The sequence below is a fragment of the Kitasatospora sp. NPDC030952 genome (assembly GCF_055571335.1).
Genome location: NZ_JBVIFM010000026.1, coordinates 87,300 through 100,667, shown reverse-complemented (window position 1 = coordinate 100,667; position 13,368 = coordinate 87,300). Strand labels below are relative to the sequence as shown.

At 74.0% G+C, this 13,368-nt stretch carries 11 protein-coding genes; 5 read left to right on the top strand and 6 right to left on the bottom strand.

Annotated elements, in window-relative coordinates:
• Positions 1-70 precede the first annotated feature (70 nt).
• From ACZ47G_RS33190 to ACZ47G_RS33170, 5 genes are read right to left on the bottom strand one after another with little or no spacing between them, the layout of a single operon-like run.
• The gene (locus tag ACZ47G_RS33190) at positions 71-1,690 is read right to left on the bottom strand and encodes an ATP-binding cassette domain-containing protein (RefSeq protein WP_465749144.1); all 1,620 of its coding nucleotides are present in this window, start codon (positions 1,688-1,690) and stop codon (positions 71-73) included.
• Positions 1,687-3,453, bottom strand: a complete 1,767-nt coding sequence (locus ACZ47G_RS33185; RefSeq protein WP_465749142.1) for an ATP-binding cassette domain-containing protein — start codon at positions 3,451-3,453, stop codon at positions 1,687-1,689. The genes ACZ47G_RS33190 and ACZ47G_RS33185 overlap by 4 nt, the downstream gene beginning before the upstream one ends.
• On the bottom strand, positions 3,450-4,838 hold the full coding sequence (locus ACZ47G_RS33180) for a cytochrome d ubiquinol oxidase subunit II (RefSeq protein ID WP_465749140.1): 1,389 nt from the start codon (positions 4,836-4,838) through the stop codon (positions 3,450-3,452). Before ACZ47G_RS33180 ends, ACZ47G_RS33185 begins: the two co-directional genes overlap by 4 nt.
• Positions 4,831-6,225: a cytochrome ubiquinol oxidase subunit I gene (locus tag ACZ47G_RS33175; protein WP_465749138.1), complete on the bottom strand. Its 1,395-nt coding sequence runs from the start codon at positions 6,223-6,225 to the stop codon at positions 4,831-4,833. The genes ACZ47G_RS33180 and ACZ47G_RS33175 overlap by 8 nt, the downstream gene beginning before the upstream one ends.
• Positions 6,226-6,274: 49 nt before the next feature.
• A complete protein-coding gene (locus ACZ47G_RS33170; protein WP_465749136.1) occupies positions 6,275-6,859 on the bottom strand; it encodes a Dps family protein in 585 nt (194 codons plus the stop codon).
• 363 nt (positions 6,860-7,222) lie between these two features.
• Between ACZ47G_RS33170 and ACZ47G_RS33165 the strand changes: the two genes are divergently transcribed.
• From ACZ47G_RS33165 to ACZ47G_RS33145, 5 genes are all read left to right on the top strand, one after another.
• Entirely contained in the window at positions 7,223-9,097 is a 1,875-nt protein-coding gene (locus ACZ47G_RS33165; protein WP_465749186.1) for an amidohydrolase, read from the top strand.
• 120 nt (positions 9,098-9,217) lie between these two features.
• Positions 9,218-9,880 (top strand): hydrolase, encoded by a 663-nt coding sequence (locus ACZ47G_RS33160; RefSeq protein WP_465749134.1) that lies wholly within the window; start codon positions 9,218-9,220, stop codon positions 9,878-9,880.
• Positions 9,881-9,918: 38 nt separating this feature from the next.
• A complete protein-coding gene (locus ACZ47G_RS33155; protein ID WP_465749184.1) occupies positions 9,919-10,443 on the top strand; it encodes a DoxX family protein in 525 nt (174 codons plus the stop codon).
• Positions 10,424-11,149, top strand: coding sequence for a YoaK family protein (locus ACZ47G_RS33150; protein WP_465749132.1), 726 nt, complete (start codon positions 10,424-10,426; stop codon positions 11,147-11,149). Before ACZ47G_RS33155 ends, ACZ47G_RS33150 begins: the two co-directional genes overlap by 20 nt.
• A 78-nt stretch (positions 11,150-11,227) precedes the next feature.
• A complete protein-coding gene (locus tag ACZ47G_RS33145) occupies positions 11,228-12,151 on the top strand; it encodes a glyoxalase (RefSeq protein WP_465749130.1) in 924 nt (307 codons plus the stop codon).
• A gap of 139 nt (positions 12,152-12,290) precedes the next feature.
• Here ACZ47G_RS33145 and ACZ47G_RS33140 read toward each other — a convergent pair whose 3' ends face one another.
• Entirely contained in the window at positions 12,291-13,307 is a 1,017-nt protein-coding gene (locus ACZ47G_RS33140; protein ID WP_465749128.1) for an AraC-like ligand-binding domain-containing protein, read from the bottom strand.
• Positions 13,308-13,368: the final 61 nt, after the last annotated feature.

The following is a 13,368-nucleotide window of genomic DNA, read 5'->3' as shown; positions in this document are numbered from 1 at the left end:
CGCCCGGTCCTCAACTGCTCGGTCCTCAACCGCCCGGTCCTCAACTGCTCGGTCCTCAACGGCCCGGTCCTCAACTGCCCAGCGCGAGCACGGTGTCCACCGGGAACGGCAGCAGGTCGTGATGCTGGTCCGGCAGGGCTATGACGAGCGCACAGCGCGGCAGCGCCGCGCGGATCCCGCTCAGCAGCCGCACCGCCGTGGGCCGGTCGAGCCCGGCGACGGGCTCGTCGAGGAGGAGCACCGCGGGGTCGCGCAGCACGGCACGGGCGATGCCGAGTCGGCGCCGCTGCCCTTGCGACAGCGCGCTGCCCAACGGCCCGGTGGGTGTGTCGAGTTCGAGGTCCGCCAGGGCCGCGACGGCGAGCGCCGTACGAAGTGTGGCGTCATCGGCGGTGGGGGCGGCCTGGCGGAGGTTGTCGGCGACGGTGCTGTCCGCCAGCCAGTCCTCGGCTTCGACGAGGGTGAGGGTGGTGGCGACCGCCGCCGCGGGGAGCGCGTGCACGGGGGAGCCGCCGAGGAGTACGACACCGGGGGAGGGGCTGTCGATCCGTCCGGCGAGCATGTTGAGCAGGGTGCTCTTGCCACTCCCGTTGGGCCCGGTGACCAGGGTGGCGCTGCCCGGTGGGAGGGTGGTCGACCACCGGGCCGCTCCCCGGCCCAGCGGGAGCTCGCGTACGGTCAGCGGCGCGTCCCGGTGGGAGGCGGCGGCCGTTCCGGAGGGCAGTGCGCGGGCGCCCGCGAGCAGGTCGGTCAGCCGCAGCGCGGAGTGCGCGGCCGAGCCGTGGTCGCGCAGGATCTGCGGCAGGGCCTCGACGAGTTCGTAGCCGGCGGCGACGAGCAGCGTCTCGCCGATGGCCGCGGCGACCGGCTGGACCGTCGAGCGGCCGGCGAGCGCGAGCAGCAGCACGGCGACCTGGCCGACCGCGGCGAGCAGCCGGAGCAGCAGTCGGCCGCCGCGCAGGGTGGCGAGTGACGCGGCGTCGGCGCGGTGGGCGAGCTCCACCCGTTGGGCGACCTGGTCACGGGCCAGGTCCACGACGTCCAGGCAGTGCAGTTCGGCGAGCGCCGCTCGTGCGCTGAGCAGGGCGGATCGGGCGGCGGCCCGTTCGCTGACGGCCTCGGCGCGGTGGGCGAGGGCCCGGCGGTTGGTGCGCACGGCCACGATGAGGGCCAGTCCGAGCAGCAGCGCCTCCGTGGCCCCGGCCGTCGGATCGGCCACGCAGATCAGCGCCACCACGGCCAGGGCCGTCACGCCGAGACCGGTCAGCGGAGCGAGGGAGCGGGCCGGCAGGGCGCCCACGGTGGCCACGTCGTCGGTGAGCCGGGCCAGCAGCGCCCCGTCCCGCCGGTCCCGCAGCTGCCGGGGCGGGAGCGCGGCGGCGGCGCGCACCATCCGGGTCCGGAGCGCGACGGTCGCGCCGAGCAGGGCGCGGTGGCTGGTGAGCCGTTCGGTGTAGCGCAGCCCGGTCCGGCCGAGGGCCAGCGCTCGGACGGTGCCCGAGGGGTACATCCAGGACCAGGTGGTGTTCGCCTGGAGCGTGACCAGGGCGCAGGAGGTGAGGAACCAACCGGACAGACCGAGCAGTCCGGCGGCGGCCACTTCGGCGCAGGCGGCCAGCAGCGCCCCGAGCAGGAGGTCGCGGCGGCCGCGGCGGTCGGCCGAGCTCCACAGCAGGGTGACAGGGTTCATGCGGTCGCTCCGTGGACGCGGCCCCGGTCGACGCGGATGACCTCGTCGGCGATCCGCAGCAGTTCCGGGCTGTGGGTGGCGAGCAGGACGGTCCGGTCACGCGCCAGCGTGCGTACGGCGGCCATGACGCGCCGTTCGGCCTCCGGATCGAGGTGGGCCGTCGGTTCGTCCAGACAGAGCACTGGCGCGGCCCGCAGCAGGGCGCGGACGAAGACCAACTGCTGGATCTGGCCCGAGGAGAGCCCGCTGCCGCGCTCGCCGACGACCGTGTCCAGACCGTGGGGCAGTGCCGCCAGCAGCCCGGCGAGGTCGAGCGCGGTGAAGGCCGCCGCGAGGGCGGCGTCGTCCGCGTCCGGGCGGGCCAGCAGCAGGTTGTCCCGCACCGTGCCCGGCAGCAGGTAGCAGGGCTGTCCGATCCAGGACACGGCGCGGGGGTCGGCGGATCGCGTCGTCCCGTCGGCCTGATGGGTACTCGATCCGGAGTCGGCTGCCAGCAGCCCGGCCGCGACGGCGAGCAGCGTCGACTTTCCCGCGCCGCTGGCACCGGTGACGGCCACCAGCCGGCCCGGGTGCGCGGTCAGGGTGACGTCGTCGAGCGCGGGCCGGTCGCGATCGGCGAAGGTGACGCCGACTCCGCGCAGCCGCACGCCGGTCGGGGCGTCGGCGGGTCCGGGCGGCCGGCTGCCCGGACCGGGCCGTTCGGCTTCGGACGCTTCCAGCAGGCCGTTGACGAGGTCGGCGGCGGCGGACGCCTCGGCCCGCGCGTGGTAGCCGCGCGCCAGTTCCCGTACCGGCGCGAAGTAGGCCGGAGTGAGGGTCAGTACGAAGAGCGCCGTGCCCAGTCCCATGGTCGAGGGCACGCCGGGCACGTGCAGGTAGTCGAGCAGCACCAGGCCGCAGTAGGTGGCGACCACGGCGAGGGTTCCGGTGACCAGCAGTTCCACCCAGGCGGTGGAGAGGAACGCCACGCGCAGTACCGCCTGGGTGCGGTCGGCCAGTTCGCGGTCGTCCGCCGCCACGGTGCGGGCGGCCTGCTCGTCGGCGCCCAGGCCGACCAGTGTCGGCAGCCCGCGCAACTGGTCCAGCAGCCGGGCGCTGAGCGTCCGGGCGGCGGTCAGCTGGGACTGGACGGCGGCGCGCGTGCCCATGCCGATGACCTTGAGATTGGCCGGCAGCAGTGGGGTCGCCAGTACCAGCAGCAGGGCGACCAGCCAGCTGCCGGAGGCGATCGCCGCCAGCACGATGCCGCCGGCGATCAGCGTGGTCCGGCGCGCCGGGACGTAGCCGGTCAGCCAGTCGGTGAGCCGGTCCACCTCCTCGTCGAGCGCCTGGACGAAGGCGGCGTCCGAGGTCCGCGGCTCCGTGGCGGGGGTCGGCCGCCGCCAGGCGGGCAGGGCGGCGGTCAGCAGCCGGGTGCGCAGCTCGTGCCGGACGGCGGCGGCCGCGTCGTCCGCGGCCCGGTCGCCCGCCGCGAGCAGCAGGGCCCGCAGGACGATTCCGGCCCCGACCAGGCAGGCGGCGGGCAGGACCGACACCGGGGTGACCGCCGCCTGCTGGCCCCGCAGGGCCAGTCGGGCCGCCCAGCCGAGCCCGGCCGCCCACCCGACGGTGCCGAGGACGGCGAGCCCGCGCAGGGTGCCGGCGCGGCGGAAGGCCGGCGCCTGGGCGTACGCCCAGGCACGCAGCCGGTCCAGCGCCCGCTGCTGCTCCCGCCGCACCTCGTCGTCGGCCAGCCGCGCCAGCAACGTGGCGGTGTCGCTCATCGCCGCACCGCCGGATCGAGGTCGAACTCGCCCGCTGCGGCGGCCCGCCGGTCGCCGACCAGCCAGGCGGTCAACGAGACGAGGCCGAACAGGACGAGGGCGACCGGGGCGATCCATTCGCCCTTGCCCCCGAACACGTCCTGCGCCACCGCGGCCGTGCCGACACCGAGCACGGTGAACCCGCCCCGCCGGGCGACCGTGCGCAGGATCCCCTCCGGCGTGTGCAGGGTCTCCTCCGGCGCGCCGTCGGTGCTCGGCGCTTCGGTGCTCGGTGCTTCGGTGCTCGGTGCTTCGGGGCGGGGCGTCTCGGGGCGGGGCGTCTCGGTGCTCGGCGCCGCGCGGTGGGCCGCCGAAGCCGTCTCCGGGGTCCGCCGGGGTTCGACGGGAAGGGCGAGCGCGGCCGGTGACGGCGCCCGGTACTTCCCGCGGAACACCCACCAGGCGTAGATGTTGTAGGCCAGCACGACCGGCATGCAGCCGCCGACGCCGATCAGCAGGAACACCTGGGAACCGGTGGGGCTGGCGGCGTCGTGCACGGTCAGCGCGGGCGGCACCACGACCGGTACGGTCGCGGCCACCAGGGCCAGGAGTCCGGCCACCTGGGCGCCGAGCACCGCGATGAACGGGCGGGCGTCGGGTGCCCGGCCGAAGCCGTACCAGGCGACGGCGCCGCAGCCGGCGGCCGCGGCCACCGCGAGGCCGAACAGGGCGGCGCGCAGCGGCTGTTCGAAGTGGAACTGCTGGGGGTCGGCCACCGTCAGGCCGAAGCCCAGGACCAGGGCGGCGGCGACCGTCGCCGCGAGCAGCGGGCGCCCGAGCCGGGCGGCCCGGCGGCGGACGGCGCCCTCCGTCTTGGCGTGCAGCCAGGCGGCGCCGGCCAGCAGGTACAGCGCGGTCAGGCCGAGTGCGCACAGCACGCTGTAGGGGTTGAGCCAGCGCAGCGCACCGCCGTCGTAGACGCCGTGGTGCTGGGGCAGGCCGGTGAGGACGGTGCCGAGCACGAGCCCCTGGCAGACCGTCACCACCAGCGAGGAGAGGCCGAACAGCCGCCCCCAGCCGCGCCGGTAGTCCGGTGCGGCGCTCTGCAGCTCCAGCCCCAGCCCGCGCAGCACGAAGCCCAGCAGCATCACGATCAGCGGGAGGTAGAGCCCGGGCAACACGGTGGCGTAGACCCCGGGCAGCGCGGCCCACAGGGTGACCGCGGCGAGGATGATCCAGCTCTCGTTGGCGTCCCAGGCCGTCGCGACCAGCTCGGTGTACTCCTTGCGCCGCCGGTCGTCGCGGTCGAAGAGGCCGAGGATCCCGATCCCGAGGTCGTAGCCGTCCAGGACGACGTACGCGCCGAGCGCGAAGAGGACCAGTGCGTAGGAAGCGTACTCAGCCATGGGCGGCCTCCGGTCGTGCCGGGCGGCCCGGCGCGGGCCGGGACGGGGGGACGGGGGACGGCACGGACACCTCGACGGCCTCCGGCCCGGCCTTCACGGCCCGCGCGATGTAGCGGACCCAGACCGCGACCAGCACGGCGTAGACCGCGACGAAGCCGGCCAGGCTGAGCGCCGCCTCGGTGGTGGACAGGTGGGAGACGGCGTCGGAGGTGCGGATCTTGCCGTAGACCACCCAGGGCTGCCGTCCCGTTTCCGCGGTGATCCATCCGCCGGTGATCGCGATCAGGCCGGCGGGTGTCATCCACACCATCAGCCGGTGGAACCGCCGGGCGGTGAACAGCCGTCCGCGCAGGCGCAGCACCAGACCGGCGAAGGCCATCGCGAACATCGTGAGCGCGGTGAAGTACATCGCGCGGAACCCGTAGAAGGTGCTCCACATGTTCGGGCGCTGGTCCGGCGGGGTCTGGAGCAGACCGGGCACGTGGGCCTGACCGGTCAGGTCCTTGCCGATCACCGCGCCCAGGTGCGGGATCCCGATCCGCAGGCTGTTCCGGCCCTGGTCGGTGTCGGGGACGACGAGCAGGTTGTAGCCGTCGTTGTCGGTCTTCCAGTTGCCCTCGAAGGCCTCCAGCTTGGCGGGTTGGTGCTGCCCCATGAACGCCGCGGTCTCGTCGCCCGCGTACAGCTGGACGGGCATCAGCACGGCCAGCACCCCGAGCGCGAGGGAGAGCGTGCGGCGGGCGAAGGCGAGCGAGCGCCGCCGCACCAGGTACCAGGCGGCGATGCCGCCGACGAACCAGGCGGCACTGATCAGCACCGCGAGCAGCATGTGCGGGAACCGGTAGGTGAACGCCGGGTTGAGCAGCACCTGTTGCCAGTCCCGGGCCTGGAACTGGCCGGCCACCTCGGTGTAGCCGGCCGGGTCCTGCATCCAGCTGTTCGCGGAGAGGATCCAGGTGGTGGACAGCAGCGTGCCGAGGGCGACCATCCAGGAGGCGAGGGCCATGGTGCGCGGGCGCACCCGTCCCTCGCCGTAGAGCATGATCCCGATGAAGCCCGCCTCCAGGAAGAAGGCCGTGATCACCTCCATCCCGATGGTGACGCCGAGGATCGGGCCCACCGCATGGGCGTAGCTGCCCCAGTTCAGGCCGAACTCGAAGGTCATCACCGTGCCGGCCACCACGCCGAGACCGAAACCGACCGCGAAGATCTTCCGCCAGAAGCGGAACATCTGCAGGTAGAGCGGGTTCCGGGTGCGCAGGTAGGCCGTGTACGCGACGGCGAGCAGGATCGACAGCCCCACGGTCAGGGCGGGAAAGGTCATGTGGAAGACGGCGGTGATGGCGAACTGCCAGCGGGACAGTTCCACCGTCGCGGACGACGCCATGGCGACTCCGTTCAGCACGGCGGGGCGGGACGCGGGTGGACTCGGTGGATCACAGCCGCACCAGCGGGGTGTCCACCAGGTGCTCCGCGAGGAACCACACCTGCGCCTCGCCGGTGCGGACGACCTGCGACACCAGCAGGTCGTTCGTGCCGTCGTCGCCGAGCGCCGCCACCCTGGCCGCGGCATCGCGGGCGTCGACGAGGATGCCCTCGTGCGCCGAGAGCAGCCGTGACAGCATCGCCGGCACCTCCTCGACGCCGTCCGGCGGGCGCGGGATCGAGGTGAGCTCCGCGACGTGCCGCGGGTCGCCGACGGCGACCCCGCCCAGGCCCTGGATCCGCTCGGCGAGCGCGTCCACCAGCGCCAGTTGCTCGTCCGCGTGCTTGTCCAGCAGCAGGTGCAGTTGGTAGAAGGTCGCGCCGCGCACCAGCCAGTGGTGCTTCTTGTAGAGGGAGTACAGGATCCGGGTGTCCGCGAGGACCTGGTTGAGCCGCTGGCAGGCGTAGAGGCGCGCGTCGCGGGTCAGGCCGAGCGGCAGTTGGCTGACGGTGCCGAACTCCTGGATCTCCTTGCCCTTCTGGTGCAGCAGCGGCTGGCTGCTGCCGGTGGTGCGGGGGTGGTCGGACCGGCTCATCGGAGCTCCCGTGCGGGTTGTCGGTGGATGGGTGATCCCCACGCTAGGGGCGCCTCCGGAGCGGGCTTGTTCCGAAGTGCACCGGTTGTTGCCACCGAGCGCCCTGAGCGCCTGAGCGCCCTGCGCGTCCTGCGCGCCCCGGCCCGGGCCGGTGGCGACGACGGCGCCGTCCCGGCAGTGCGCTGACGGACCGGGGGCAGTGCGCTGTGGGCCAACTCCGGTGCGAGCGACGGTCCTAACGTTCTGTCACGTGTTCGAAGCCGATCTCCGGTCAGCCGGCGGGTCCTGCTCGGACGCTCCCAGTCGCCGCCGGCCCTGTGCGGCGATCCGAACGTGTCACAGGAGGCTGGAGAGGTGCCTGCAATGCCTGTCGGCGGGCTGGTCCCCCGCGCTGTCGAGGACGCCGCCGACGTCGTCGTCCGCAACGCGAAGATCCACACCGGGGACGCCCGCCGCCCCCAGGCCGGCGCCCTCGCCATCCGCGACGGCCTGATCACGGCCGTCGGGGACGACGCGGACATCGCCCCGCTCGTCGGACCGTCCACCACCGTGGTCGACGCCGTCGGCCGACGGGTGGTGCCCGGCCTCAACGACGCCCACCTGCACGTGATCCGGGGCGGTCTCAACTACGTCCTGGAGCTGCGCTGGGACGGCGTGACCTCGCTGCGCCAGGCCCTGGCGATGCTGCGGGAGCAGGTCGCCCGCACCCCCAAGGGGCAGTGGGTGCGGGTCGTCGGCGGCTGGTCGGCGGAGCAGTTCGCCGAGCGGCGGCTCCCGACGCCCGCCGAACTGAACGAGGCCGCGCCGGACACCCCGGTGTTCGTCCTGCACCTCTACCAGTCCGCGATCCTCAACCGCGCGGCGCTGAAGGCCGCCGGGTACACCCGGGACACCCCCGACCCGAAGGGCGGCCGGATCGTCCGGGGCCGCGGCGGCGAGCCCAACGGCATGCTGCTGGCGGCTCCCAGCGCGCTGGTCCTCTACTCCACGCTCGCCAAGGCCCCGGTCCTGGCGCCCGAGGACCGCAGGACGTCCACCCGGCACTTCCTGCGCGAGCTGAACCGCTTCGGCCTGACCTCCGCGATCGACGCCGCCGGCGGGTTCCAGAACTTCCCCGAGAACTACGCCACGGTGACCGAACTCGCCCGGGACGGCCTGCTGTCCCTGCGCATCGCCTACCACCTGTTCCCGCAGACCCCGGGCCAGGAGCTCGACGACCTCACCCGCTGGATCGAGACGGTCCGCCCCGGGGACGGCGACGAGTGGCTGCGCCTCAACGGCGCCGGCGAGAACCTCACCTGGGCCGCCGCCGACTTCGAGAACTTCGCCGAACCCCGGCCCGAACTCGACAGCTACGAGGGCGAGTTCGAGAAGGCCGTGCGGCTCCTCATGGAGAACGGCTGGGGCTTCAGGCTGCACGCGACCTACGACGAGACGATCCGGCGCGATCTCGCGGTGTTCGAGAAGCTCGCCGCGGACGGGCTCTTCCCCGCCGGGAACCGGTGGCTCTTCGACCACGCGGAGACCGTCTCACGGGACAGTCTCGACCGGATCGCGGCCCTCGGCGGCTCGCTCTCCGTGCAGAACCGGCTCTCCTTCCAGGGCGAGGTGTTCACCCGCCGGTACGGCTTCGGCGCCGCCGCCGAGGCGCCGCCGATCCGCGCGATGCTGGACCGCGGGCTGACCGTCGCGGCCGGCACCGACGCCACCCGGGTGTCCTCGTACAACCCCTGGGTCGCCCTGCACTGGCTGGTCTCCGGCCGCACGGTCGGCGGCCTGGCGGTCCGGCCGCCGCAGAACCGGGTGGACCGGGAGACCGCGCTCGCGATGTACACCACGGCGGGAGCGGCGCTCACCGGTGAGCAGGACGTCAAGGGCGTGCTGCGGCCGGGCTGTTACGGCGACCTGGCGGTCCTGTCCGAGGACTACTTCACCGTGCCCGAGCAGGACATCCCGCACATCGAGTCCGTGCTGACGGTCGTCGGCGGCCGGATCGTCCACGCCGTGGCCGAGTACGAGGGCATGGACGAGGAGCTCCCGGCGGTCAGCCCCGCCTGGAGCCCGGTCGCCCACTTCGGCGGCTACCAGGCCCACCGGGACCGGGGCGGCGCGGGCGCCCGTCAGGCCGAGCTGCTCGGCGAGGTCGTCGCCGAGTCGGAGCTGCACCGCCGCTGGCGCGTCGAACGCGGCCTCGCGACGGATCGCGCCCAGCCGTTCGACCCCTGCTTCCTCCTCTGACACCGCCCCTCCCTCGCTCACCCCCCTCCCTCTCTCACCCCCTCCGTCTCTCACCCCCCAGATTTCCTCCGCGGACCACCGCGTGACGGACCCACCGAAAGAACCGAAAGGACCATCGTCATGGTCGACTTCGCCCAGGTCAGTGCCACCCCGAGCCCGGACCTGCTCACCCCGGACAACTCCGTGGTGCTCTTCGTGGACCACCAGCCGCAGATGTTCTTCGGCACCGGCAGCGGCGACCGCACCGCGATCATCAACGCCACCGTCGGCCTGGCCAAGGCCGCCCGGGCCTTCGACGTCCCCACCGTGCTGACCACCGTCGCCGCCGAGTCCTTCTCCGGCCCGCTGCTGCCGCAGCTCGCGGCGGTCTTCCCCAAGGCCGAGATCCTCGACCGCACCTCCATGAACGCCTGGGAGGACGAGGCGGTCGTCGAGGCGGTCAAGGCCACCGGCCGCGGCAAGGTCGTCATAGCCGGCCTGTGGACCGAGGTCTGCCTGGTCCTGCCGGTGCTGTCCATGATCGACCAGGGCTACGAGGTCTACGTCGTCACCGACGCCTCCGGCGGCGTTTCCCCGCAGGCCCACGAGCACGCCATCCAGCGGATGGTGCAGGCCGGCGCGGTGCCGGTCACCTGGGTGCAGGTGCTGCTGGAGCTCCAGCGCGACTGGGCCCGCACCGAGACCTACGGCGCCGTCATGGAGATCGTCAAGGAGCACGCCGGCGCGTACGGCCTCGGAGTCGTCTACGCGCAGTCCGTCATGGGCGAGCACGCCGCGGGCTGACGGGACTCAGGGAACACAGGGACCAGGAACAGGACATGATGGATACCGGACTGCTGATCCTCCGGGTGGTGGTGGGCCTGCTCATCGCCGGCCACGGGATACAGAAGGTGAGCCGCCGCCTGGGCGGCAACGGCCTGACGGGCGGGACGGAGGAGTTCCGGCACGACGGGTTCGCCGGCGGGACGCTCACCGCCCTCGCCGCGGGCGCCGGCCAGATCGGTTCGGGCCTGTTCCTGGCCCTGGGCGCGCTCACGCCACTGGCGGCCATGGTCGCCATGGGCGTGATGACGGTGGCGCTGACGGTCAAACTGCCGCACGGGCTCTGGGTGCAGAACGACGGCTACGAGTACCCGCTCGTCCTGATCGTCGTCACGGGATCGCTCGCCCTCACCGGCCCGGGCCGATGGTCCGCCGACCACGCCGTAGGCCTCACCTCCTGGCCGCTCTGGCTCTCGATCGCGTGCATCGTGCTCGGCCCGGCCAGCGGACTGCTCACCCGCGCGGTCCTGCACCGCCCGTCGGCACCCGGGGAGGCGACGGCCGGTGCGCGCCCTACTGACTGACGCCCTCCGGACCCTCGCCCCGCCGCGCACCGACCGGCACGGCCCGCTACCGCCACTGCTGCTCCTGCTGACCGTGGCCACCGGCGTGATCGACGCCGTGAGCTACCTCGGCCTCGGCCACGTCTTCGTGGCGAACATGACCGGCAACGTGGTCTTCCTCGGGTTCGCCCTCGCGGGCGCCCCGGGGCTGTCCGCCACGGCCTCGCTCGTCTCACTGGGCGCCTTCCTGACCGGAGCACTCGCCGGCGGACGGCTCGGCAGCCGGACACCGGCCCACCGAGGACGCCTGCTGGCCCTGGCCACCGGCATCCAGACGGTCCTCACAGCCGCCGCTGCCGTCACCGACGCCGTCACCGACGGCAGCGGCCGCTACGCCCTGATCGTCCTCCTGGGCCTGGGGATGGGCCTGCAGAACGCGGTGGCCCGCCGGCTCGGCGTGCCGGACCTGACCACCACCGTCCTCACCCTCACCCTGACCGGCCTCGCCGCCGACTCCACGGCGGCCGGCGGCACCGCACCCCGCCCGGGACGCCGGATCCTCTCCGCACTCGCGATGCTGCTCGGCGGCCTCGCGGGCGCGGCACTGATCCTGCACGGACAGCACGTCACCGCCCTGGCCCTGGCCGCACTGCTGCTCCTGGCCACCGCGCTGACCGCCCACCGGGTCTCGGCACCCGACGCCCACTGGGCCCCGCCGGTGGCCTGACCCCACCTCATTCGACGACCCTCACCCGCCCGGCCCCTCCGCGGGGGCCGGGCGCGGCGACGACCGGGAGGTCACCCGATGAAACGACACTTCGTCCGACGCGTGGTCCCGCTGGTGGCGGCGATCGCCGCACTGACCGCGATCCCCGCCGCCTCGGCGGCCCAGAGCAGCCCGGCGCAACGGCCGGGCACACACCGGCAGTTCGCCGTCGGCCCGCAGTACGACACCACCCACGTCTACGTCGCGCCGGGCACCGAGCAGGCCTTCGCGGCCAGTTGGGTCTCCACCTTCGGGGGGACCACGGTCGGGCCGAACGCCACCCAGGTGACCCCGACGTCCAGCCGAACGCTCTCCGAGCTGGTGCTGTCACCGGTCGGCACGCTGTCGGTGTTCGACTACACCACCCCCGTCCCGTACCCCTTCGGCACCGAACGCACCGGTTGGCTGGTGACCGACCTCGACCAGGCGGTCCGGGCCGCCCGGGCCGACGGCGCGGCCGTGACGGTCGCCCCGTTCGCCGACCCGATCGGCCGGGACGCCGTCGTCCAGTTCCCCGGCGGCATCAGCGCCCAGCTCTACGTGCACACCACCCCGCCGTCCTACCCCGACCTGGCGAGCGTGCCGGACAACCGGCTCTACCTGTCGCCGGACGCGGTCGGCGCGTTCCTGCGGAGCTACCTCTCCTTCACCGGGGGCCGCGTCGTCTCCGACGACCGGAAGGCCGACGGCGCCGCGATCGGCCTGCCCGGAACGACGTACCGGCTCCTGCGTCTCAGCTCCGGCTTCGGCACCACGACGGTCACCGTCACGGACGGCCACCTGCCCTACCCCTTCGGCCAGGAGCTCACCGGATACGGCGTGTCCGACCTCGGCGCCACCCTGGCCCGGGCGAAGGCCGCCGGCGCGTCGGTGCCGTGGGGGCCGGTCTCGGTGGGTGGCCGGGACAGCGCGATGGTGCAGTTCCCGGGCGGCTACCTCGCGGAGATCCACACCGGCCGTTGAAGCGGGTGACGGGTGACGGGTGACGGGTGACGGGTGAACCGGTGACGGGTGACGGTGGCTGGTGAACCGGTGGCCGGCCGTCGTGGTCGCGCCGTCGTGGGGGCAGCCGGCCGTGCGCTCGGCGGCGCCCACGGCCGGGTCACACCGCGACGCCGTAACCGGACGGGGCGGTGACCGGCAGCCGCGCGGTGTCCGGCGCCGAACCCGTCCCGGCACCGGCCCGCCACTCGCGCGGGGAGACGCCGTACGCGGCCCGGAACGCCCGGCTGAAGTGACTGGCGCTCACGAAACCCCAGCGGCCCGCGACCGCCGCCACGGTCGCCCGGCCCGCTGCCGGGCGGGCGAGGTCGCGGCGGCACATGTCGAGGCGCTGGCGCTGGATCCAGCGGGCCGCTGTCACCCCCTCGTAGCGGAAGAGCTTGTGCAGGTACCGCACGGACACGTGGTGGGCGGCCGCGATCCCTTCCGGAGAGAGGTCCCGGTCCCCCAGGTGACGCAGGATGTGGTCCTTGACCCGGGCCAGCACGGCCAGGGCCACCTCGGGAGCCTCCGGGACGAACCGACCGCGGCGCTCGTGCGCGAGCACCGCGAGCAGGTCGAGCGCCGTGGTGGCGAGCCAGGACGCCAGCTGCGGTTCCATCCGGTCGGCCGACCGGGAGAGGCACTCCAGATAGGCGGCCACCAGGCGGGCGGTGCCGCTGCCGGCGTCGAAGGCGCTCCCGGTGAGCACCCGCAGGTCCTCCTCGCGGACGCCCACCGCCGACCGCGGCCAGTGGAAGGCCGTGAAGACGAACGGCTCCGGCAGTTCCTTGGCGAACGGCCGGCCGGCGTCGGAGATCGCGAAGGTCCCCGGACGCAGCGACACCTGGCGGCCGTCCTGGACCAACCGGGCGGTGCCGCGGTGCTGGAGCGCCAGCGTCAGGTGGTCCTCCCCGCCGCGGGCGATCAGCGCCGCGCTGCGCTCGACCCGCTGCGGGCCCGCCTGGACGAGGGAGACCTGCAGGGCGCCCACCTGGTGGCTGGTGATCGTCGCGGGGGCGGGCACGTCCTCGCGCAGCACCACGTCGAGCGGGATGAAGGTGTGGGACACGGCCTCGTGCCAGTACTCGGCGCGATCGGCGGACGGTACCGCCGCGGTGTCGAGAACGACGGACATCAGTACTCCTCGGACGGCTGTCGGCCGGACCCTGGGGTCCGGCATGGCGGTGTCGGTCGGG

Excerpts from the sequence above, each read along its gene's own strand:
- ACZ47G_RS33175 (WP_465749138.1), bottom strand. The coding sequence starts at position 6,225 with ATGGCGTCGTCCGCGACGGTGGAACTGTCCCGCTGGCAGTTCGCCATC.
- ACZ47G_RS33165 (WP_465749186.1), top strand. The coding sequence starts at position 7,223 with ATGCCTGTCGGCGGGCTGGTCCCCCGCGCTGTCGAGGACGCCGCCGAC.
- ACZ47G_RS33160 (WP_465749134.1), top strand. The coding sequence starts at position 9,218 with ATGGTCGACTTCGCCCAGGTCAGTGCCACCCCGAGCCCGGACCTGCTC.
- ACZ47G_RS33170 (WP_465749136.1), bottom strand. The coding sequence starts at position 6,859 with ATGAGCCGGTCCGACCACCCCCGCACCACCGGCAGCAGCCAGCCGCTG.
- ACZ47G_RS33180 (WP_465749140.1), bottom strand. The coding sequence starts at position 4,838 with ATGGCTGAGTACGCTTCCTACGCACTGGTCCTCTTCGCGCTCGGCGCG.
- ACZ47G_RS33155 (WP_465749184.1), top strand. The coding sequence starts at position 9,919 with ATGGATACCGGACTGCTGATCCTCCGGGTGGTGGTGGGCCTGCTCATC.
- ACZ47G_RS33140 (WP_465749128.1), bottom strand. The coding sequence starts at position 13,307 with ATGTCCGTCGTTCTCGACACCGCGGCGGTACCGTCCGCCGATCGCGCC.
- ACZ47G_RS33190 (WP_465749144.1), bottom strand. The coding sequence starts at position 1,690 with ATGAACCCTGTCACCCTGCTGTGGAGCTCGGCCGACCGCCGCGGCCGC.
- ACZ47G_RS33145 (WP_465749130.1), top strand. The coding sequence starts at position 11,228 with ATGAAACGACACTTCGTCCGACGCGTGGTCCCGCTGGTGGCGGCGATC.
- ACZ47G_RS33185 (WP_465749142.1), bottom strand. The coding sequence starts at position 3,453 with ATGAGCGACACCGCCACGTTGCTGGCGCGGCTGGCCGACGACGAGGTG.